This window comes from Haemophilus parainfluenzae (assembly GCF_900638025.1).
In the GTDB taxonomy this organism is placed as follows: Bacteria; Pseudomonadota; Gammaproteobacteria; order Enterobacterales; family Pasteurellaceae; genus Haemophilus_D; species Haemophilus_D parainfluenzae_J.
In genome coordinates, this window is sequence record NZ_LR134481.1 from 232,759 (window position 1) to 255,471 (window position 22,713).

Annotated in this window: 20 protein-coding genes; 4 read left to right on the plus strand and 16 right to left on the minus strand. The window is 33.8% G+C overall.

Annotated features, from left to right (window positions below; translation table 11 throughout):
• Positions 1-126: 126 nt before the first annotated feature.
• From EL215_RS01190 to EL215_RS01205, 4 genes are all read left to right on the plus strand, one after another.
• Positions 127-2,049, plus strand: coding sequence for a TonB-dependent receptor plug domain-containing protein (locus EL215_RS01190; protein WP_126469651.1), 1,923 nt, complete (start codon positions 127-129; stop codon positions 2,047-2,049).
• A 74-nt stretch (positions 2,050-2,123) separates the two neighbouring features.
• Entirely contained in the window at positions 2,124-2,909 is a 786-nt protein-coding gene (locus EL215_RS01195; RefSeq protein WP_126469653.1) for a substrate-binding domain-containing protein, read from the plus strand.
• A 229-nt stretch (positions 2,910-3,138) separates the two neighbouring features.
• Complete coding sequence (locus EL215_RS01200; protein WP_126469655.1) at positions 3,139-4,116, plus strand: FecCD family ABC transporter permease; 978 nt, start codon at positions 3,139-3,141, stop codon at positions 4,114-4,116.
• The gene (locus EL215_RS01205; protein ID WP_126469657.1) at positions 4,109-4,840 is read left to right on the plus strand and encodes an ABC transporter ATP-binding protein; all 732 of its coding nucleotides are present in this window, start codon (positions 4,109-4,111) and stop codon (positions 4,838-4,840) included. The genes EL215_RS01200 and EL215_RS01205 overlap by 8 nt, the downstream gene beginning before the upstream one ends.
• 47 nt (positions 4,841-4,887) lie before the next feature.
• Here EL215_RS01205 and ndk read toward each other — a convergent pair whose 3' ends face one another.
• The 16 genes from ndk to glnA form a co-directional block, all read right to left on the minus strand.
• Entirely contained in the window at positions 4,888-5,307 is a 420-nt protein-coding gene (ndk, locus tag EL215_RS01210; protein ID WP_126469660.1) for a nucleoside-diphosphate kinase, read from the minus strand.
• 10 nt (positions 5,308-5,317) lie between these two features.
• Positions 5,318-6,619, minus strand: coding sequence for an aminopeptidase PepB (gene pepB, locus EL215_RS01215; RefSeq protein WP_126469662.1), 1,302 nt, complete (start codon positions 6,617-6,619; stop codon positions 5,318-5,320).
• Positions 6,620-6,637: 18 nt separating this feature from the next.
• Positions 6,638-7,648, minus strand: a complete 1,011-nt coding sequence (gene rfbB, locus EL215_RS01220) for a dTDP-glucose 4,6-dehydratase (RefSeq protein ID WP_126469664.1) — start codon at positions 7,646-7,648, stop codon at positions 6,638-6,640.
• Between the two features lie 99 nt (positions 7,649-7,747).
• The gene (locus EL215_RS10350) at positions 7,748-8,371 is read right to left on the minus strand and encodes an acyltransferase family protein (RefSeq protein ID WP_331852639.1); all 624 of its coding nucleotides are present in this window, start codon (positions 8,369-8,371) and stop codon (positions 7,748-7,750) included.
• A gap of 457 nt (positions 8,372-8,828) precedes the next feature.
• Positions 8,829-9,833: an acyltransferase gene (locus tag EL215_RS01230; RefSeq protein WP_126469666.1), complete on the minus strand. Its 1,005-nt coding sequence runs from the start codon at positions 9,831-9,833 to the stop codon at positions 8,829-8,831.
• A 45-nt stretch (positions 9,834-9,878) separates the two neighbouring features.
• Positions 9,879-10,754, minus strand: coding sequence for a beta-1,6-N-acetylglucosaminyltransferase (locus EL215_RS01235; protein WP_126469668.1), 876 nt, complete (start codon positions 10,752-10,754; stop codon positions 9,879-9,881).
• A gap of 19 nt (positions 10,755-10,773) precedes the next feature.
• Positions 10,774-12,054, minus strand: a complete 1,281-nt coding sequence (locus tag EL215_RS01240; protein WP_126469670.1) for a sugar transferase — start codon at positions 12,052-12,054, stop codon at positions 10,774-10,776.
• A gap of 51 nt (positions 12,055-12,105) precedes the next feature.
• Positions 12,106-13,206, minus strand: a complete 1,101-nt coding sequence (glf, locus tag EL215_RS01245; RefSeq protein ID WP_126469672.1) for a UDP-galactopyranose mutase — start codon at positions 13,204-13,206, stop codon at positions 12,106-12,108.
• An 18-nt stretch (positions 13,207-13,224) separates the two neighbouring features.
• Positions 13,225-14,691, minus strand: coding sequence for a flippase (locus EL215_RS01250; RefSeq protein ID WP_126469674.1), 1,467 nt, complete (start codon positions 14,689-14,691; stop codon positions 13,225-13,227).
• An 8-nt stretch (positions 14,692-14,699) separates the two neighbouring features.
• Complete coding sequence (locus EL215_RS01255) at positions 14,700-15,758, minus strand: sugar transferase (RefSeq protein WP_126469676.1); 1,059 nt, start codon at positions 15,756-15,758, stop codon at positions 14,700-14,702.
• Between the two features lie 22 nt (positions 15,759-15,780).
• Positions 15,781-16,824: a glycosyltransferase family 2 protein gene (locus EL215_RS01260; protein ID WP_126469678.1), complete on the minus strand. Its 1,044-nt coding sequence runs from the start codon at positions 16,822-16,824 to the stop codon at positions 15,781-15,783.
• A gap of 4 nt (positions 16,825-16,828) precedes the next feature.
• On the minus strand, positions 16,829-17,896 hold the full coding sequence (locus EL215_RS01265; protein ID WP_126469680.1) for a glycosyltransferase: 1,068 nt from the start codon (positions 17,894-17,896) through the stop codon (positions 16,829-16,831).
• Positions 17,897-17,910: 14 nt separating this feature from the next.
• Positions 17,911-18,714 (minus strand): DUF4422 domain-containing protein, encoded by an 804-nt coding sequence (locus EL215_RS01270; RefSeq protein ID WP_126469682.1) that lies wholly within the window; start codon positions 18,712-18,714, stop codon positions 17,911-17,913.
• A gap of 13 nt (positions 18,715-18,727) precedes the next feature.
• On the minus strand, positions 18,728-19,921 hold the full coding sequence (locus EL215_RS01275; protein WP_126469684.1) for a hypothetical protein: 1,194 nt from the start codon (positions 19,919-19,921) through the stop codon (positions 18,728-18,730).
• Between the two features lie 19 nt (positions 19,922-19,940).
• Positions 19,941-21,062: an LPS O-antigen chain length determinant protein WzzB gene (locus tag EL215_RS01280; protein WP_126469686.1), complete on the minus strand. Its 1,122-nt coding sequence runs from the start codon at positions 21,060-21,062 to the stop codon at positions 19,941-19,943.
• A gap of 202 nt (positions 21,063-21,264) precedes the next feature.
• Positions 21,265-22,683: a type I glutamate--ammonia ligase gene (gene glnA, locus EL215_RS01285; RefSeq protein WP_126469688.1), complete on the minus strand. Its 1,419-nt coding sequence runs from the start codon at positions 22,681-22,683 to the stop codon at positions 21,265-21,267.
• Positions 22,684-22,713: the final 30 nt, after the last annotated feature.

Below are 22,713 nucleotides of genomic sequence, written 5' to 3' on the forward strand. Positions count from 1 at the left end.
TTATTTCTCTTAAATTTCATTCATTTTCATGATGAGTTATTTTCATCATGATAGGTTTGCTTGCCAAGCCTCAAATGTGTAAACTGCTGGCGCTTTTATACAGACTTTTATCCTAAGGATTCTACAATGAAAAAAAATATGATTACTTCAGCGATTTTATTAGCAATTCCAGCATTAGCGGCGGCTGAAGACGTGACAAAATTAGATGTGATTAACGTCTATTCTGCATCAGCCACGCCAACTAGCCTTCATCAAACCGCCTCATCTGTTACTGTTTTAACTGAAAAAGATTTTGCACAACGTGGTGCGACTTATGTCAGTGACGTATTGAAAACGGTACCGAGTTTAGCCGTAAGTACTTCAGGCGGTCGTGGCACATTAACTAATGTATTCTTACGTGGTGCGGATGCAAACCACACTGCAGTGATTATTGATGGCGTGAAAGTGAACCCAGTTTCTGGTTATGGCTTTGATTTCGGTGGCTTAGCATTAAGCAATATTGACCGCATCGAAGTATTGCGCGGGGAGCAATCAGCTCTTTGGGGAAGTGATGCGATGGGTGGTGTGATTTATATCACCACGAAAAAAGGCTTAGAAAAAGGCAAAACCTTCAACGTTGATTACGATTTTGGCACAGGCTCGAATCGAACAGTGGATGGTTCATTAACCCTTTCAGGCACAAACAACAATTTCTATTATGCTTTACATGGCGACAGTCACCACACCAAAGGCATTTCAGCACTCAGCAAAAACCGCTTTAACTACACTGCGCAAGATGGCACAGCGGTAAGTACTGGTGGTTCAAGCGAACGCGATAAATTCCACCGTGATAACGCCTCTCTTCGTTTTGGCTATGACGATAACCAAAAAGGTTTTGATTTCTTAACCTCTCACAGCAGCCAAACTGCAAACTTTGATAACAGCGCAACGGATGAAAAAGGCCACTACACTCGCACACGTGAAACCTTATTCAAATTAAGTGGCTTCTTAGGTAATGATGATGAATTACTTAAACACAAGGTTGGTGTAAGCCATATCAAAACTGACAGCGATACCGTTGGCTACACATCGGCTTATGATGCGAAAAAACTCAACGCAAACTATCAATTAGACGTCAATTTCGATCGTGAAGGCACTCTCACGCAAGGTTTAAGCTTCTTAACTGACTATCAAAAAACAGATTTCAACTCATCTTATTTCAACAATGCTGGCAATAAAAAACTTGTTGAGAAAAGCTTAGCGGCAGAATATCGCTTATTGCACGATGCAGATCATAGTTTAAATATTAGTGGTCGTTACACTGATAGCTCTGAATACGAAAATTCATGGACTGGCCGTATCGCAGGCGCTTACCGTTTACACAATAACGTGAAAGCACACGCAAGTTTCGGTTCAGCGATTCAAAACCCGACGATCACTGAATACTACGGTTACAACGCGCGCTATATCGGCAACCCGAATTTACAACCAGAGAAAAGTTTAGGTGGCGATGTTGGTTTCTTATTTGAAACCAATGATGGTCGTCACAGCTTTGATGTGACTTATTTCGCTCGCAACGTGAAAAACGCGATTAGCAGCGAAGTAATCAACTTTACCACTTATGCAAGCCGTGCAGTAAACCTTGAAGGTAAAAGCAAAGTGAAAGGTGTTGAAGTGGCTTACAACGGTAAAATCACCGATGCATTAACCGCTTATGCAAACTACACCTATACTCAAACCCGAGACAGCAAAGGCGCTGAATTAGCACGTCGTCCAAAACATTTAGCGAACGCAGGCTTAGCATACCAAATCACTGAAAAATTGGGTACAGATGTAAATGTATCTTACACAGGCAAACGCATGGACACCTACTATTCACCAACTTACAGCACGCATAAAGTGAAATTGCCATCTTACACCTTGGCAAACTTAGGCGTGAACTATAAAGTGGCCGATAGCTTGACGATTTACGCAAACCTTAACAACGTATTCAATAAAAAATACGAAAACGTACTGGGCTATGGCCAAGAAGGACGTAATGTTTACGTTGGGTTGAAAGGATCGTTCTAATTATTACCCACTAACAAGGGCGTGCTTAGCACGCCTTTTTTACATTATTGATGGCGTAGCGTATCATTATCTATATGCAAAAAACTCGCTTAATTTTAACCGCACTTTTCCTTCCGTTTACCGCTCAGGCTTCGGAACAATTTGTCTCGCTTACGCTTTGCAGTGACCGACTGCTTATCGAACTGGCTGAGCCTTCGCAAATTGCTGCTCAATCGCCTTATTCGAAAAAACCGTTGATGATGTTAGACAAAATCAATACCGATAAACCTGTGCTAGAACCGCAATTAACGGAATTATTGCCCTATTTGGATAAAACGATTCTGATTAACGAAACCTTTTATCCACAATTAGTCGCAGAGCTGAAAAAACTCAATGTGAAGATTATTCCCATTAACGACAGCCCACAAACGCCAGATGAATTATTTACGTTGATTCTAGACTTAGGCAAACAACTGGGTAATGAGCAAAAAGCGGCTGATTTAGTAACAAAACTCAAATCGCAAAACTTTCACTTAAATCGACCGCTTACTGATACACTGATTTTGTCAGAAACTGGTGTGGTAGAAAGTTATTATCCGCAATATCCCGTGCTGTTAAGTTTACTCGGATTAACCCCGTTAAAAACGCCACTTACCGCACAAAATTTCTCGTTAGAAAAAGTGATTTTAAGCCAACCGAATGTGCTCATTTCACTGACTGACAAACGAGGTTACAATGCACAAGCCGAATTGCTACAACACCCTATGTTGCAAGATTTTTTCAAAAACCAACCGCTTGTCAGCATCCCTATGAAATATACTTATTGCTTCGATCATGGCGTGTGGCAAGGGGCAGAGAAGATTTATCAACAATTAAAATAATGTAGCTGACAAATCTCCCCTAATCCCTCTTTGCTAAATGGGGGGAATTCCATTATTAAATTAACTCTAGATGACATATTTATATATCTTTATGTATAAATGATTAGAATAAACCATCAGAATTATAAGTCCCTACACTATAATCACCCTCTTTAGCAAAGAGGGGTTAGGGGAGATTTGACAAAATCAAATTAACAAATGATATTTGGATTACATAGGAAATTGATCATTGACCAAAACACTAAAATTAAATACCGCACTTTTCTTCACGTTGCTGTTGATTAGCGGCTTTGCGATTTATCATCAACTAGGCGACTTTGCCCATCTCAAAAATGCGGATGGCATTCTCACTGACATGCGCTCGATGGTACTGTGGGATATTCGTTTTCCACGCATTGGTTTAGCTTTATTGACAGGCGCTAGCCTAGCAATAGCGGGCAATGCGATGCAAGGCATTTTCCAAAATCCATTGGCGAGCCCGGGCTTACTCGGCAGTAGCGCTGGCGCAACAGCAGCTAGTGTATTTATCCTTTATTATTTTGCCGTACCATTTTCATTACTCTTAGCTGGAGGTGTAATTGGTGCGCTTTTAAGCTTTTTCATCGTGTATTTGATCGCTAAAAACTACGGCACCACGATGATGATTCTAAGCGGTTTAGCAGTCAATATGTTGCTTGGGTCAGCAATCGCATTATTGCTCTCCAACGCGGAAAGCCCATGGGCATTAGCTGAACTTTATCGTTGGTTACAAGGCTCGTTGATGTGGGCAAAATTAGATACCCTGCTTATTTCACTCCCGATTGTTCTGGCAGGGGTTTTCTGCTTATACCACACTCGTCGATACTTAGATTTACTCACCTTTGGTGAAGAAACTGCGAGCACCATGGGGGTTGATCCAAAACGTAGCTTTTTCATCAGCACCTTTGGTGTGGCTTTATTAGTGGGGGCAACCATTCCACAAACCGGCACCATCGGTTTTATCGGCTTAATCGCGCCACACTTTGCCCGTATCTTACTGAAAGCTCGCCCATCACAGCTTTACCTCACCAGTGCATTAATCGGGGCATTATTGCTGTTACTGGCCGATTTAGCCATTTTATATATCCCGTTGTTCTCACATATTTACATCGGGACATTGACCGCACTTATCGGTGCCCCTTGCTTGATTTGGATGTTATTAACGCAACAGAGAAAAATCTATGATTAGAATTGAAAAACTCACCCAATCCTATTGCTTAAATGACATCAACTGCACGCTTCCATCAGGTAAATTGATTGGCATTATGGGCGCCAATGGTGCGGGAAAATCTACCTTATTGAAAACCATTGCGGGTATCTTACCCCTCAAACAAGGGGAGGTTTGGTTCGATAATCAACCATTAAGCAAAATGAATGCTCCCGAAAAAAGCCAATACATTGCTTATCTTGCACAAAATACGCAAATTCATTGGGATTTATCCGTTTATGATGTGATTGCATTAGGTTTAGCTGCGACCTTACCAAAAGAAAAAGAGCGGTCAAAAATTCAAGCGTTTTCAGAAAAATTTGCGGTAACGCATTTACTCGATAAGCCATTTCAACAACTTTCAGGTGGCGAGAAAGCACGTGTACAACTCGCTCGTTGCTGTATTAAAGAATCCCCTGTTTTATTGGTTGATGAGCCGATTGCGCCACTCGACCCTTATTATCAAATTGATATGATGGAACAGCTTCAATCACTCACACCGCAACATACGTGTGTTGTTGCCATTCATCACCTTTCATTGGCTTATCAATTTTGTGATGAAATTGTTCTATTAGATAAAGGAAAACTGTTAGCTGTAGGTGAAACGCAAGCCGTGTTAAATGCGGAGAATTTAGCGAAAGCCTTTCACATTCGAGCTGAAATTAATCCAATAAAAAAGACTATCTCAAAAATTGAAAAGCAATAAAAATAAAAGCACTTAGCGATTCACTAAGTGCTTTTTATAGAAATGAATTATGGCTGGATTTCTGAATCTACGAAGAAATAAGCAATTTCTCGTTTTGCGCTTTCAACGCTATCAGAACCATGAACAGAGTTTTCTCGCTGGCTTAACGCGAAGTCTTTGCGGATAGTGCCTTCTGCCGCCTCAGCCGGATTCGTTGCCCCGATTAAAGTGCGGTAATCTTTTACGGCATTTTCTTTTTCCAATACAGAAACCACTATCGGGCCAGAGAGCATATACTCCACCAACGGTTCAAAAAATGGTTTACCTTGGTGTTCCGCATAGAAACCTTCCGCTTGTTCTTTGGTTAACTGCACCATTTTAAGCGCAACGACACGGAATCCCTGTGCTTCAAAACGCCCTAAAATAGCACCAATTAAATGACGCTTTACTGCATCAGGTTTAATAATTGAAAAAGTACGTTCTACCATAAAATCCTACTTAACTTGCTTTAGTTACTAATAAATTTGCTAAAGTTTTCACACCAATTCCGGTTGCGCCAACCGCCCATAAATCACTACCTGATTTACGATAAGTGGCCGAACAATCAATATGTAACCAACGTTGTTGATAATTTTTCACAAAATACGATAAAAATGCCGTTGCAGTACTTGCGCCCGCGACAACCGGCGCTGTACCTGTATTTGCAATATCCGCAAAAGAAGAGGTAATTTGGCTACGATGAAATTCTTCGAAAGGTAAACGCCAGAACGGTTCATTTTCTTCTTTGGCAGCTTGAAATAGGCTATTTACCAACGCATCATCCATAGAAAGCACGCTGTGGTAATCATTACCGACTGCCACTTTCGCTGCACCGGTTAAGGTTGCACAATCGACAATAAATTGTGGATTTTGACTATCGGCTTCAATTAAGCCATCCGCCAATACTAAACGGCCTTCCGCATCAGTATTTAGAATTTCAGCGGTTACACCATTTTTATACGTGATGATATCACCCAATTTAAACGCATTACCGCTCACCAAGTTTTCCGCACAGCATAGATAGAGTTTTACTCGTTGATTTAAACCGTGCGCAATCGCAAATCCTAATGCCCCCGTTAATAACCCAGCGCCACCCATATCGGTACGCATGGTGCTCATGCCATCACTTGGCTTGATGCTATAACCACCACTATCAAAAGTAATACCTTTACCAACCAAGCACGCTAATACAGGCGCATTTGGGTCATTAGTCGGATTAAAATCTAATTGCAACATAGCGGGCGGATTAATAGAACCACGGCCCACAGTAAAGATCCCGTGGTAACCTTGCTCTTTTAACGCTTCCCCAGAAATGATCTGAAAACTGACCGCACTTTTATCGGCATAATTTTCGGCTTGTTTAGAAATAAACTCAGCCGCGCGTTCGGCTAATTTAACTGGCGTGAGTGTTTCGGCTGGTTCATTAATAATTCCACGCACAAAATCGCCGCATTCAATACGCGCTAATAATTCATCTTGTGGCTCATCATCTAAATGAGGAAATTCAATCGAATAATCCTGCTTCGCCGAGTAAAAACCTTGATAAAATGCCCAGCAATTTTCTAACTCCCATGCATCCCCCACAAGTTCAACATCTTTAATGCCTTGTCCACGTAACTTACGTGCAGCTTTTTGAACTAAAACAAGGTTAGATTTTTCATCATCTTTAAGATGAATAACGGCTTGATCTTGATTAAAACTTAAAATGGCATTTTTGCCCCAACTCTCCGAAGCGGGAGCCGTTGATAATGTAATTTGCATGTGGTTTTTCTCCTTTATTTATCTATTATTCTCTAGGTGCCATTTTACCGTCTGACGAAGTCCTTGTTCAAAGGTTATTTGTGGTTGCCAACCTAATTCTGCATGAATTTTAGAACAATCCAATGAATATCGCACATCGTGACCAGGTCGGTCTTTTACAAAAGTAATTAAATCTTCGTAATACTTAATATGATTAGGCTTATTTGGCGCAAGTTCTTCGAGTAATTGGCAAATTGTTTTAACCACTTCAAGGTTTGTTTTTTCACAATTTCCACCGATATTATAGTTTTCTCCGACTCGACCTTTTGTTAAAACTAAATATAAAGCTTGAACATGATCTTCCACAAATAACCAATCACGAATTTGCTGCCCATCACCATAAATTGGCAAAGACTTTCCCTCTATCGCATTTGAAATCATTAAAGGAATGAGTTTTTCAGCATGTTGATAAGCTCCATAGTTATTGGAACTGTTTGTGATAATCACCGGCAAACCATAAGTACGATGCCAAGCCTGTACCAAATGATCACTTGCTGCTTTTGAGGCAGAATAAGGACTACTCGGATGATAAGGAGAATATTCAGTAAAGGCGGGAGCAGAAAGGGATAAATCCCCATACACTTCATCTGTAGAAATATGGTGGAAACGGAATGCCGCTTTTTTCTCATCACTTAAACCATTCCAATAGGCACGAGCTGTTTCTAATAAGGTGTAAGTACCAACTATATTAGTCTCAATAAACGCTGCAGATCCATCAATAGAACGGTCAACGTGGCTTTCTGCCGCTAAGTGCATGACTGCATCGGGCTGGTGTTGTTCAAAGACACGAGCAAGTGCTTTTGCATCACAAATATCCACTTGTTCAAAGGCATAGCGTGGGTTATTTTCCACGGATTCGAGAGATTCTAAATTCCCTGCATAGGTTAATTTATCTACGTTAACTACGCTGTCTTGAGTGTTTTCAATAATATGGCGAACTACCGCAGAACCAATAAAGCCTGCACCGCCTGTGATTACGATTTTTTGCATATTAATAGAGGATCAGTTTGAAACAGAGGTAAGTATAAATGATATTGATAGAATAAAAACAATCAACTAAAACATTATAATAAAAAGAAAAAATAGTATTTAATCTAATAATGAGAGGGGATTATCCCCTCCACAGATTCTAGACTTAATTAAGAACACAATAGAAAAACATGCAAAATATGTAAGAAAAGCACCAAAGAATGTCCAATAAACATTATCTGCCTCTATACCTAAAATAGGTAATTCTACCTTATACATCATAAACACATGTATTAGATATATACCAAAGCTACAAGAAGAAAGTGCTTTTACTATACGTATAATTTCTCCATTTTCTACATAAACAGAAATTTCTTTAATAAGAATAAAAATAGAAACTGCTAAGAACACAGAATGAAATTGCGTATAACTAAATAATATTCTATCTAAATTATTATTTATAGTCGAATAATAAACTGTACCACAATATCTTATAATGGCACCTAAGATGCCTAATATATAAAAAGTAATTCTAACTCGTTTAGATAAATGTATTTCAGATAGCAAGAAGCCAATTAAGAGAAACATCACATATCCATTCATAGGAAAGGATATATCCCAATTATATTGAATCCCTATAATTTGAAATAACATAGGAAGACAAGAGTGCGTGATAAAAATAGCAATGATTATATAGAGTAAAATACTCTTATTATCTTTCAAGTGCGAAAGAACCGGAATCAACGTATATAAAGCAAAGAGAGGTATAAAGAACTAATATGCCCAACCTTCTGGAATCCTTGTTATAAAAACAGGACTAATCCAGTCTTTCATGCCAGTTATATTAAATTGTCCTAAAAGATAAAAATAAATAGACAACAATAAGCTAAAAAATATGAAAGGAAAGAATGTTTTAGCGACTCTCTTTTTGAAGAATTCAACTGTACTATATTTTTCTCTATAGTGCCGCACCTGTAAGCATAAAGAAAACAGGAACTGCCCAATAAAAGAGAACCTCAAACGCTAAAGCTTGTTTCCATGTAGATGTATGAATATCATAATTATGCACAATACCATTATGATCTAACATTATTACTGCAAAACAAACTAGTATATTAAGAATATCTAGATATAATATTCTTATTTTTTGTTTTGCATTATATTCTCTTAATCTTAAAAATTACACTAATAATAAAAATAATTAATCAGGAATAAGTTTTTTTATATATGGAATATGCTTAATAAGCCAAGTTAACAATAAACATACAGAAAAGACACAAACAGCACCTACAGTAATAAAATAAACATTATCTGTAGGAATAAATTTGGTATCATAAATTGCTTTGATAACAAACCAATGCGTTAGATAAATACCAAATGTATATTTAGATATAATGCCACATATTTTAAATAGAGAAGTAAATTTATCAAATTTATCTGCTTCTTTAAGAAATAATAGAATAGCAGCACTTATTGCAACATTAGGTATATTAAGGTATCCCATGAAATCTTGAACTAAATGACCAGCTCTTATGGATAATAAATAAGTTCCTAAAACTAACATAAACCATCCTATAACACCTAATGTGTAAATGATTAAACGATATACTTTAGGTATTTCATTATGTGAAATATAATATCCTAGTAATGGGTATATAATCCATCCAGTAATAGGAAAAGTTAGATTTCCAATTTGGTCAGTACTGGATATGTTAAATAAAAAGGGAAGTAGAACAACAAAAATAAAGATGAACAAGATTGTGTATAAAAGAATGGCCTTTTCAGTAATATAACTAAAAATAGGAATTGATAGGTAAATCATAAATAATGGAATGAAAAACCAATAATATTCAACGACACGCGTTGAAAAAATATTGTAGATAAATTGAGAAATAGTGCCAAATTCATGATTATATATTACCATCCCATAAACTACACCTAGTGTAGACCATATTAAGAATGGTAAAAATGTTTTTCTAATTCGTTTAATAAAGTATTCTTTTGTTGTATATCTTGAACGATAATCTAGTAAATTTACCCCAGAAATCATAAAAAAGATAGGAACAGCAAAATTTAACATATGTCCTGTTAAGTTAGCAACAAACCAGGCAGGACTATCTGAAAAAGTCCAAAATAATGTATTTGAGTGCATTAAAATAACACCAAAACAAGATATAACACTTAAAACTGATAAATATCTTTTCATTCTTACTTACTCGGGTAAAACATCTAATTTTTTAACAGTTCTTTATTACTCGGGTAAAACATCTAATTTTTTTAATAGTTCTTTAGAGATAGAAAGATCAATTTTTCTCATAAATTGAGCATCTCCATTTTTAATTTTATCTAAATCTGATTCATCTAGAATTGCAGGGTATGCATTATATTTTACATTCCAGTTTATATAACGGTGAAAGTTATTATTAATTCTATTTTTAAATGAGGAATTTTCTAACAATGTTTGCATCCATGTTTCATCTGGGCAAAAACTTGTTGAGAATATTTTCTTATATATTAGATTATTATCGAAAGTATGGATTAAATATTCTGCAGCATCTCTAGGTAAATCACACCATACTGCCCCATGATAAATTTCATCTTTTATATTTGACTTTTCTAATTTATTAATTTTTAATAAAAACTGACTCCAATATAGACATCTATGCAATATTTTTCCTAAGATTGTTCTTCTTTTGATTATTGATTTATCATAATTAAAATAAAATTTTGTCCAGTTCTCTACTTTTTCACCAGATTTTATAATGCCTTTAGCTGGTTCAGACTGCAAATAAACTTCATTATTTTCGTCATAAAAGTCATAAATATCTTTTGGTGATCTTATAATCCAGTCTTCACCTGAAATGATATGCATATATTTAATATTATTATTTTTTAATGCTTCTTTTATTAAGAAATAGGTAGTTTCGCCAATACTCCAGCCCCCCCATTGAACATCTATTTTTGAATAAAATTTCACCGATAGTTTTTCAAAAGCTTCTTTATGTAAATTACTAATATGACATTTTTTATCTATATGTATATACACTTCAAAGCAAGTTCTTAATATTTTTACTAATGAAATAACTTGATCAAGATTTTTATGAGCTAAAATCAATACTGCTTGCATAATAATTCCTTAAGAGAGCTTAGCATGCCCCATCTCTCTTAATAACCGTTTGGAAAGTCTTAACTAAAATAATAATATCATTCCATAAAGACCAATTTTTCATATACCAAACATCCATTTCAACACGCTCATTAAAATGTACATCACTACGACCACTAACTTGCCACAGTCCAGTAATGCCTGGCTTAACTGCCAATACTAAAGGAGCCCTTTTTCCAATATCATTTTTTTCAATGACCATATAGGGTCGAGGTCCAATCAGGCTCATCTCTCCACGCAAAACATTTATTAATTGAGGAAGCTCATCAAGTGATGTTTTTCTTAAAAAAGCCCCGACTCTAGTAATTCTAGGATCATTCATATACTTGTGATAAAGATCATAATATGCTTTTTCCTCAGGGTGCTTTTCCAACCATGCAGGCATAAAAGATTGATCTGAATACATTGACCTAAATTTATAGCAAAAGAATTCTTTACCATTTAGTCCTAAACGTCTTTGCTTAAATAAAATATCACCTTTAGGGTCTTCAAGCTTCAACCAAAAAGCAATTATCAGAAGCACTGGCCCCCATAAAAAGAATGAAAACACCACCAGTAGATAATCAAGCATTAACTTGATAAACTTGTTTATCTTGCTTAATAGTTTATTTTCCAAAATAAATACATTTGTACGCGAACTAAACACATTATAAATATGAGATTGCGAGAAGTCATACCCATTAAGCACTGGTGTAAATATAATTTCTCTGCTATTTTTTATATTTTCCTCAATAATCCTATCAAGTTTATCTTTCGTCAAATTCATACTATCGATGAAAAGTGTCGAGTGTTTAGAATCCGATGACTTTACATAACCTAAGTAATAATTATCAAACAATACAGACTCAAAATCATGATTATTTGAGATCACTTTTGCCGTTTTCTTCCAAAAGCCTAATAGAAATAAAACCTTCTTAGCAAATATCTTCAGTAATGGTATAGTAATCACACTTAACGAGAATATTAGAATCAGCGTACTTCTAGAGTAATATTCTGCATTCTGCCCTAAAACCAACCCTGCTAATACAATAACAAAAGATAAGAAGCTAGAACGCACAACTATTCTAGCCTCGTGCCAAAAGTCAAAACGTTTCGTATAAACGCCAAAATAAAATAAAATAAAAATAAGGGTAATATAAACACTTCCAAATGAGAGATAACTATATCCAATAACTGGCAAATCAAAGAAGATATTTAATATCTGTCTTAGTGTCACAGCTAGCGCGATTGCTAAAAATATAGCCACCACATCAAATAGCATTAAAGTGATCGTTGATATGAACTTATTCAAAGCTAACCCTCTATACTTATTCTATTTGAAATGACTATTTATACATTCTAAGGCTTCAGCAATAATATTATGCATATCAAAATATTTATACTGGGCCAATCTACCACCAAAAATCACATTTGGTGTGTTATCGGCTAATGTTTTATATTGAGCATATAACTCATTATTACGTTGGTCATTAATTGGGTAATAAGGCTCATCACCCTCTTCATACTCTTTTGAATGTTCACGAGTAATTACTGTTTTAGGCTGAGTGCCATATTCAAAATGTTTATGTTCAATAATACGAGTATAAGGTACTTCCGCTTCAGTATAATTAACTACTGCGTTACCTTGATAATTAGGCATATCTAATACCTCATTATCAAAACGTAAACTACGATATTCTAATTTCCCAAATTGATAACCAAAATATTCATCAATCATACCAGTAAAGACTATTTTTTCTGCAAGATTTTCATAATACTCACGTTCAGCAAAGAAATCAACATTAAGCTTCACTTCAATGCCATCAAGCATTCTTTCAAAAATACCTGTATAACCACCGATTGGAATGCCTTGGTAAGTATCATAGAAATAGTTATTATCATAAGTATAGCGAACAGGTAAACGTTTAATAATAAAAGCAGGAAGTTCGGTACATTTTCGACCCCATTGTTTTTCTGTATAGCCTTTAATTAACTTTTCATAAATATCACGCCCAACTAAAGAAATTGCTTGTTCTTCAAGGTTTTGAGGTTCTGTAATATTTTCTTTTGCAATCTGTTCTTTAATTTTCGCTTCAGCTTCTTGTGGTGTAATCACACCCCACATTTTATTGAATGTTAGCATATTAAATGGCAAGCTATATAATTCATCTTTATAGCGAGCGACAGGAGAATTAGTAAAACGGTTAAATTCAGCAAATTGTTGGATATAGTTCCATACCGTTTTATTACTTGTATGGAAAATATGTGCACCATATTTATGAACGTTAATCCCTTCCACATTTTGGGTATAACAGTTTCCACCAATATGATCACGTTTTTCAATCACTAAACATTTTTTTCCACGCTTAGTCGCTTCATGAGCAAAAATTGAGCCGAATAATCCAGCACCAACAATCAGATAGTCATATGACATTTTTGTTCTCCAATGTAGTTATCTTTTATAAGCAATAAATTTTGTGTATATCGTATGATAGACATACATAGTAAATTTTTCTTTTAATAGAAGTAGAATAATGAAATAAGCTAGGAAGAAGACCGAGCTTGAGCATAAAAAGATAATTAAAGTAGAGGTATTTACAATAACATCTTTCACAAATAAAGCACAAGCTATCGCAATGAGTAAGGCGATAATAATCTTATGCAACTGTAACCCAGAAAATAGGACTTTTATATATTGACGTAAAATTATTATCTGTACAATGAGTACTGAAAGCTCCGCAGCAATTACAGATAATGCTGTACCAACTGCTGCTAATTTAGGAACCAAAAGAAAATTTGCAATAACATCTACCGTCGCAGCACATAAAACAGAAAAAAGCAATTGTTTATCTTTTTTTAATGGTAAAAGTATCTGAATACCTAAAATATTTGTAATCGCACTCAGTATTAACGCCCAAACAACAATTTGTAACGGAATAATAGATGCCACATAATTTTCACCAGCAAGAATTAAAATGGTTTCTTTAGCGAATAAAGTAAAAAAGATAACAACAGATGCTGCAATAACAATGATAAAATTAGTTGACTTTGCTAAAGCCTCATGAAATTCTGTTTCCATATGGTTTTCAACGTAATAGGATAAGCGAGGCAATAACACAACACCTAATGAAGTTATTAAAGTAAACAAAATACCTTTTACTCTTACTGCTGCATTATAATACCCTACCTGTTCTGGCGCACTAAGCAAGCCTAGCAATCCTTCATCTAAACTGGTATAGATCGCAATAGCCATTGAAGTTAAAAATAATACAAACATCGGCTTTAAATGTTTCTTAAACTCATACTCAGGATACAATGTATAATTTATTAGTTTTCTTGAGTTGATTAAATTAAGAACACCTGAACCAACAATAGCAAAAATAGAGATAAAAGCAAAAATAATATAGTCACTTTTTTCTTTGACAAAGAGAAAAACTAAAAATAATGATGCAATCTTGAAAATAATTGTTCTTATCGTAATATATTGATACTTTTCTAACCCTTTATAAAGCCATTCTATTCCAATAATCGTAAAGAGAATAAATAATGAAGTTACCCAGAATAACTCTTTCTCCATAGCAAATTTGGGTACAACTAATATTGCAATAGCCAATGCAATATAAACAATAATCATTGAGATAATATTAATAAATAATAACTCATGCATTGTTTTAGATAAACGCTCTTTATCATCTCTCACTTGTGCTATAGCTCTTATTCCATAAGTCGCTACACCAAAAGATGCAAAAAGAGTAAAATAGCTTACAATAGAGAGAGCAAAAGCTACTTTTCCTGTGCCTTCGGGTAATAAAACTCTTGATACATAAGGGAATGTAATTAGAGGAAAAAGAAAGTTAGACACCGTGAGTATAAAATTCATTATAAAATTAAATTTTATACTTTTGATATTATCCGTCATAATAATATTTAACTCACTCTTATCACTAATTCAGCTTTTTCTAAAGCCAAGCGAGTATAATGACCTTTTTGTAGTAATTGAGATATTTCTTGAACATTTAATAGCATATTTTTATACTCATCTTCAGAAATAGTAGATAATTTATCTTTCAACTCATTTAGAGAGGAAACACAAATACCCACATTATGTTCTCTTACAAAGTCTGCTTCAGCAGCTTTATCCCAAATAACCACGGGAATTCCAGAGGCTAGATAAAGAGAAAGTTTATGTGGGTTGTTATATTGCAAATATTCTCCAAAGTCACCACTACAAGTATCTATACTATTTCCATCCCAAACTAAACCAAACCCTGAGTTGAGCTGATTTGGAATCTCTGAAGCGGGGAATGAGCCATGATATTGAATATCTTCATATTGTTCTAATGAATGAGAAAAATTAGGTCCATATAAATGAACGATAATACCTAACTTACCAAGTTGGGCAATATAGGCCGATTTATTAATATCTAGATTTCCTGCAATTGAAATTGCTCGTTCAAATATAACATTCTGGTTTGTCGCTTCTTTATCCATTAAATAATCAAAAATTTTAAGGATAACTAGTTTATTTTCTGAAGTTCCTTTTTTTGTAAAGAAAGCTTTCATCTTATCATTATGTATAATAATTGAATCAGCAATAGATAGCATAAAATTAAATTCTTTTTTATAATAGTTATTATACAGACTCTTTCTTAGCTCCTCTACATCATGAACTAAAGATATAAATATTACTTGTTTATCTTTCTTAAGTTTATTAAGGACCCAATTACGAATCAGTTGCTTGTGGTGATAAGGGTTTTGAATAAGTACTAATGAATTAGGAGTAATAGAAAAATAGATCTTGAGCCAATCAATAAAAAAAAGTGTTTGTCTTCTAATTTTTCCCCATAATGAGTCTATGCTTGTTGCTGTTCTAATTACTTTAGCTTCATAATCTAAATTTTTCGCTATATCACATACGTCTTGTACAGCTTTACTACCTGCGTGGTTATGTTCATTACTTAACTCAACAATTTGATATTTTTTCATTTGATTATTAACCTTATATTATCTAGCCTTTTAACTTTGTAAATAAAATAGGCAATCTAGATTTTACTAATTTTACAAAATTACCTAATAACACAAGTAGATAACTCATTCTATATTTTAATAAAAAATATATTGGTTTCTGTTTTCTACTTACAAGCCGAGCATTATTCTCCATCAATCTAAATTGTTCTTGACTATACACAGAATTGATGATCCAATCTCTTTGTGCTTTAAATGTTAAATTTGCATTAGGTGAGGAATTTCTCTCAATGGCAGAAAGTGTATAGCGAATAAATCGATTTACTAATAATTTTAGTGCGTCTTCATTAAGCTGCCCCTTTGTTTTTAAAAGAGAACTGAATGAAGAAAGCGTTTTCATATGAATTGGAAAATAATCTGGTACAAACTTAGCCGTTAAGCTACCATTATTTCTTTTCATATAGAAATATAAAGGCTTATTAAGAATATAGAAATTAGATATAACTTTAAAAACCTCAACATTAAATTCAAAATCTTCTTTTAATGCTTGATGATGATTTCTAAAATTATATTTATCTAAAATTTCCTTTCTATAAAATTTATTATTCATATAACCAAACAGGAAAGTCTTTTCTAAATCTACTAACACAGGGTTAAAATCTGTTTTTATTAATCCTTCAAATTTGCTAATAATGTTTTTTTTGTATGATAATTTACCATCAATTTCATATCTTTCTTGCATTCCTATTGTAATTATATCAGGATTATGCCTTGATATAATTTGAGTTACTTTCGATAATAATTCAATATCAAATAAATCATCTGGATCAGGAAACCAAATATAATCTCCAGTTGCATATTCAATACCTTTATTCCTATTATTAGCCAATCCAATGTTTTCGTTATTTAATAAAACACGGATTCTTGGGTCATTAAATTTAAGTAATTTTTCTTTTGTATTATCTGTTGAACAATCTTCTATAAAGATATACTCTATATTTTCATTAGTTTGAGTGGTCAATAAACTATATAATTCATCTAAATAATGAGAAACATTATAACAAGCAAAAATAAGACTAATTTTCATTGTGCTAACCTAATAAAATTTTTTGAACAAAATGAGAAACATTAATAATATTATATCCATTTTTATTTAAAGCATTAGTATCACTTATCCGTTGATTATCTTTATTATTTATAATTGATATAATTCTATTACTCCAATGAGTCACATTATCAATAGGCAAGAATTCTGTTGAAGAAACTAATTTTGCCTCTTTTGATACATTATCTGATAATAATGTTGGTAAACCTGCTGCTTGTGCTTCAACAGAAACAATCGGCAATCCTTCAAATAAAGAAGGCAGTATAAGTATATCTGAAGCAATCATAAGTTGATTGACATCATCACGAATGCCCATAAAAGAGATATTTTTGATATTTCTCTCTGAAATATATTTCTCAATATCTTTTTTTAATTCTCCATCGCCGATATAAGCCATCATCACATTCGGTATTTTTTTATTTAATGCATGCATAATTTCTAAAGCAAAAAAAGGATTTTTCTGATGATTCATTCTCGCAACATATAGAATAACCGGATTTTCATCCCATCTTAGCTTCTGTCTAATACTCGTATATTTTTCTTTGGAGTACGTATATTTATCAAGATCAATTCCATTTTTAATAACTTGATATTTTTCATTCTCGCCATACATAAATATACCAGCTTTTTCAGAGCAAGCTAATTTTATATTACTTAGTTTGTTGAGAAGCCATCTTAATGAATAATGCAATCTCTTTTTCGTTGTATCAGCATTATGAGAATGAGTAGCAATTTTTTTTCTCAATAAGAATGCAGGAAGCATATTTAATACATATCCTGCATTCATTATATTAAAATAAATTGTATCGTAATTCCCTTTCTTAATTACTTTATACATTTCCCATAGACTACGAAAAAGACCTTTATTTTTAGGAGGAATGTAATGAATTTTACAACCATTTTTCAGATAAAAATCACTCAAAGCCATATTGGGAAAATCACAAACAAAATCAAATTGGATTTGATCTTTATCTAGGTGTTGATAAATATTATAGATATAGACTTCCAAACCACCTAAATTGTCTGTCATACCATATACAAGAATACGTTTCATTATTTTTCCAGTAATTAAAAGCTTGCTTCGTATTTTTTACCAAGAAATTTTGCTTGTAAGAAAGCTAAAATCTTTTTACCCCAATTAATTTTCTCTCCATATACAAAAGGGAGTTCTTTTATCTTAATTGGCGTATTCTTATTATATTGCACAAGCCAAACATTAAAGAGTAATTCACTTACGCGTCCATAGAAGCGAGCATGGAATGCTGAATATTTAGCTGCTGGTAAACGTTTCTCTAATTCAAATAAGATCGGGAATAACCAGCTACAATAGCTATCTGTTAATTCTTTAGACATAATGAACATATTAAACATATATCCACTACGTTGCTTCATTACTTTATCAAAACTTTCTAAATATTCACCGCACTTTTCTCTAATAATCTCACGTGTTATATCTAAATGCTCTGCATGTAAGGTGTTAGCATAGTGAGAATAAAGCGTTTCAATATAATAATTACGTTTGCTTGGCACAATAACATCATAATCAGCTAACAAATCAGAAGCTTCCTTATGAGTTAGATATAGATCTTCAAGCGGTTGATTTTTTCTCTCAAAACGCCCTTTTGTAGTAAAAAACCTTCTATAGTGAATAAGCCCAAGATAATCATTAGGTAAGTTTTTCCATGCCCAATAAAGTCCTGTCAGCTCACAAAAGTAAGGATTTTTGATAGAGATATTTTCTCCTTCGTTATCACCTTGATAACCAATATCTGCCTTTCCTTCTTTACCAACATGAACAGGTAAATACACATCATCTAAAGGCATAAAATACTCTTTATGAGTAGCTATGATTATTTTTATATTTTTCAAAATGACACCTATTGTATTATGAATAACTATCTTTCTTTATATATGCAGTATGATAAAAAGATAAAATTAACAACCAATAAACATTTATAGAAACATCTAATAAGCGGTCTTCAATCATACTATTAATTGTTAAAATAGCTATAATTGAAATAAATTTATAATCGTTTAATTTAAGTCTTTTATATGTAAGGATTATATAACTAGCAATAGAAAGAATAGTGAATAAGACTCCGTACCTTAACATAAACTGTAAATAAGAAGAATCTACATAATTGTATAATTCTTCTGAGATTTCTTTTGTACTTCCGCCAAAACCAATAAATTCTATGGTTTGTCCTAGTAATGGAATATGGTATTCCTGGAAAGCATTATAGCCTAGTTGTAATCTACCGCTTAGTACATTATTGATCTCTAAAGAAAGTGTATTTTCTGTATTAAAATTATATGAAAGATAAAAAATCACTAAGAATCCAACTAAGTAAGATAAGGATATTACTTTCGACATAAACTTATTACGATAGATTCTTCTAAAAAAGATAATACTTATATAATAAAATACTAGAAATAGCATTATACTATAACCAGACATCCTAGCATCGGCTAGTTCTAATGCAAGAAAAATTGAAATACACGATAATAATATTAAAATTAGATGATTAAATGCCTTTCTTTCATTCATTAAATATGCATAAGCAATTACTATACTCTGTAAATATGCTGCAAAAACTGTTGGATAAATTGTTCCAAATGAATTTCTTATTTTTATTTCTCCATCTCTAATTCTAGAATATTGGAGATTAGGAATAATATCTAGTAATGTAGATAAATAGGTGAATATAAGTAACAATATAATAGTTATGAAAAATGTAACTATGATATATCTAAAGTTAACATTTTTAGCACCTAATATGAGCGCAATTAATGTAATAAGCTGTCTATCTCCTGTATTTAGGCTAATTAGACACATAAGAGAGAAGACAAATAAATAAGATAGCAATTCTTTAAGAGAAAATAAATCAACTAAAATTAGCTTTATAGCGAGAAATAGAACAACACCTGAAAATAGAACTATTTTTATTAATGGATAAATTTCTAGGCTAGAAAACATCGAGTGATTTAGAAATGTATTAATAAGGTATAATATAAAACTTACCAAATAGAAAAAATTAGCATAATAGCTATTATTTTTTATACTTCCTAAATCACCCATATATTAAATAACTCTTAATTTATTTTTTCAAAAAACTTTTTACTAATACCACTAAACAACCTAGCACACTTCCTAAAAATGCACCTGCAATAAGTAAAATTAAGCGTTTCGGCCAATCACGTTTAACAGGATAATCCGGTGAACTCAAATAATAATATCCGCTGACAGCACCTTCTCGCTCTACTTTTTTCTCCAATAGGTTCAATAGGTTAGACTGTTTTTCTATATTGTAATAATTCTGCGAATAGACTAAAGGTGCATTTTTCAAAGTATCAACTTGAGCTTGCAAGTACTTTTCTCCCAACATAAATAAATATGAGCCATCACTGAGTTTTGAATCACTAAACGGTACCTTTGCATCACCTAACAATACTTCTGGTACACTTACATTACCACTTAAAGATTTTGAATAATCTTTAATCCCAGCTGATTTTGCGATATCTAATGCCGTTGTAAGGTTTTCTAACTGAATTTGACGCACAGTTTCTGTATCTCGTTCAATCTTGTTTTTCTGAACATCTAATCCACTAAGCACCAAATTAATATTCGCTAGAAAGTCTTTTTTATTTTCAGCAAGCACCCATTGGTTTACAAATTGGATATAGTCCAATAATACATTCTGCGCATCTTTTGGAGTCTCAGCAGCAAAACTAACATTCACACCAATTGAATTTGGATCTTTTTTAGGATCTGGTATGGTAACGATCAGATTTTTATCGACCAAATTAGATAACAGTCTTTGTTTAGCTTCTTCGGAATTAGCATTTTTGGCTGCATAAGTGTTAAACCAGGCAGATTGAGAAAAGAATGCCTCTTTCAAGCTACGTGAAAATAAAGCCGTTTTAAAGTCATTAAATACCTGTTCTGAAACTTTATCTTGAGAAAAATCTTTGATATCTAGAATAGATGCATATTCACTACGAAATGATAAATAATCGCCTAAATTGGCCACCTTGGGAGCAATTACTACTGATTTAGATGTCCATTGCTCTTTAGCCGTAAAAGCATAGCCTGCCGCAATGGCGGTACAAACGAAAGCAGATAAAATAATCCATAGCTTTTTCTTCCACAGATTTTTAACTAATTCAACCAAATCAATCTGATCCGACTCGTTTAGTTTTTGATAACGACTATCACTCATTATTAATCCTTTCAGGTCAATTGAACATACTATAAGTTTATCGCATTCTACCTGACTTCCCCTACTCTAACAAGGGAATTAAAATAATCTTAATGAAAAATAACTAATCGTAATAAAAAAATAAGTTATTGATATAAATAAAAAAGGCATCACTTGGCAGGTGATACCTTTTATGCATTAAAATCAATTGATTACATTTTAACTAAGCATAATACATCTCAAACTCAACCGGATGTGGTGTCATATTTAGACGCTCTACGTCTTTACGTTTAACACTAATAAATGCTTCGATAAAGTCTTTAGCAAAAACACCACCTTGCGTTAAGAATTCATAGTCTTTTTCTAATGAATTCAATGCTTCTTCTAGTGAGCTTGCTACCGCTGGAATATCTTTTAATTCTTCTGGAGGAAGATCATAAAGATTTTTATCCATTGCATCGCCTGGGTGGATTTTGTTTACTACACCGTCAAGGCCTGCCATCAATAGCGCAGCGAATGCAAGATATGGGTTTGCCAAAGGATCTGGGAAACGTGCTTCAATACGAATTGCTTTCGGGTTGGTTACTGCTGGGATACGGATTGAAGCAGAACGGTTGCTTGCAGAGTAAGCTAATAATACTGGTGCTTCAAAGCCTGGTACTAAACGTTTGTATGAGTTAGTACTTGGGTTAGTAAAAGCATTTAATGCTTTAGCATGCTTAATGATACCGCCAATGTAATAAAGTGCAGTTTCAGAAAGGCCTGCATATTTATCACCTTGGAAAATATTTTTACCGTCTTTGCTTAATGACATATTACAGTGCATGCCTGAACCATTGTCACCCGTGATTGGTTTTGGCATAAAGCAAGCGGTTTTACCATGTTCTAATGCAACGTTTTGCACCACATATTTATAGATTTGCGTTTCATCCGCTTTCAAGGTTAAGCTATTGAATTTCGTTGCAATTTCATTTTGACCTGCAGTCGCCACTTCATGGTGGTGAGCTTCTACTACTAAGCCCATTTCTTCTAAAATCAAACACATTTCAGAGCGAATATCATGTGCCGTATCAATTGGAGCAACCGCACAGTAACCGCCTTTTTTCAATGGACGATAGGCGTTGTTACCACCTTCGTATTTTTTGTTGGTGTTCCAAGCAGCTTCAATGTCATCAACGGCAAAGGAGGCGCGGTTCATTGATACATCAAAACGGACATCATCAAATAAGAAGAACTCGGGTTCAGGACCAAAGAATGCTTGATCCGCAATACCGATTGAACGCATATAGTTTTCGGCACGAATGGCAATTGAACGCGGGTCACGATCATAGCTTTGCATGGTCGTTGGTTCATAAATACTACAACGAATAGAGAGGGTTGGGATCTGTGCAAATGGATCGACTACCGCAGTTTCAGCGATTGGCATTAAAAGCATATCGGCTTTGTTAATGGTTTTCCAACCTTCAACCGAAGAGCCATCGAACATTTTGCCATCTTCAAACATATCTTCATCGACAAGGCTAACCGGGATAGAAACGCCGTGTTCTTTACCTTTGATGTCGGTGAAACGAAGTAGCACGAACTTAATATCGTTCTCTTCGATCAGTTTGAATACGTTGGCAATTGCATTTGCATTTGGCATAAGGAGTCCTCTATTTTGCTATGTATATAA

Bases quoted from the DNA above. Each gene is read 5' to 3' on its own strand.
- EL215_RS01205 (WP_126469657.1), top strand. From the start codon at position 4,109: ATGATTAGAATTGAAAAACTCACCCAATCCTATTGCTTAAATGACATC.
- glf (WP_126469672.1), bottom strand. From the start codon at position 13,206: ATGTCATATGACTATCTGATTGTTGGTGCTGGATTATTCGGCTCAATT.
- EL215_RS01190 (WP_126469651.1), top strand. From the start codon at position 127: ATGAAAAAAAATATGATTACTTCAGCGATTTTATTAGCAATTCCAGCA.
- EL215_RS01280 (WP_126469686.1), bottom strand. From the start codon at position 21,062: ATGAGTGATAGTCGTTATCAAAAACTAAACGAGTCGGATCAGATTGAT.
- pepB (WP_126469662.1), bottom strand. From the start codon at position 6,619: ATGCAAATTACATTATCAACGGCTCCCGCTTCGGAGAGTTGGGGCAAA.
- EL215_RS01240 (WP_126469670.1), bottom strand. From the start codon at position 12,054: ATGCTATTTGATGTGGTGGCTATATTTTTAGCAATCGCGCTAGCTGTG.
- EL215_RS01265 (WP_126469680.1), bottom strand. From the start codon at position 17,896: ATGAAACGTATTCTTGTATATGGTATGACAGACAATTTAGGTGGTTTG.
- EL215_RS01250 (WP_126469674.1), bottom strand. From the start codon at position 14,691: ATGACGGATAATATCAAAAGTATAAAATTTAATTTTATAATGAATTTT.
- glnA (WP_126469688.1), bottom strand. From the start codon at position 22,683: ATGCCAAATGCAAATGCAATTGCCAACGTATTCAAACTGATCGAAGAG.
- EL215_RS01260 (WP_126469678.1), bottom strand. From the start codon at position 16,824: ATGAAAATTAGTCTTATTTTTGCTTGTTATAATGTTTCTCATTATTTA.
- ndk (WP_126469660.1), bottom strand. From the start codon at position 5,307: ATGGTAGAACGTACTTTTTCAATTATTAAACCTGATGCAGTAAAGCGT.
- EL215_RS01230 (WP_126469666.1), bottom strand. From the start codon at position 9,833: ATGAAAAGATATTTATCAGTTTTAAGTGTTATATCTTGTTTTGGTGTT.
- EL215_RS01275 (WP_126469684.1), bottom strand. From the start codon at position 19,921: ATGGGTGATTTAGGAAGTATAAAAAATAATAGCTATTATGCTAATTTT.
- EL215_RS01195 (WP_126469653.1), top strand. From the start codon at position 2,124: ATGCAAAAAACTCGCTTAATTTTAACCGCACTTTTCCTTCCGTTTACC.
- EL215_RS01255 (WP_126469676.1), bottom strand. From the start codon at position 15,758: ATGAAAAAATATCAAATTGTTGAGTTAAGTAATGAACATAACCACGCA.
- EL215_RS01235 (WP_126469668.1), bottom strand. From the start codon at position 10,754: ATGCAAGCAGTATTGATTTTAGCTCATAAAAATCTTGATCAAGTTATT.
- rfbB (WP_126469664.1), bottom strand. From the start codon at position 7,648: ATGCAAAAAATCGTAATCACAGGCGGTGCAGGCTTTATTGGTTCTGCG.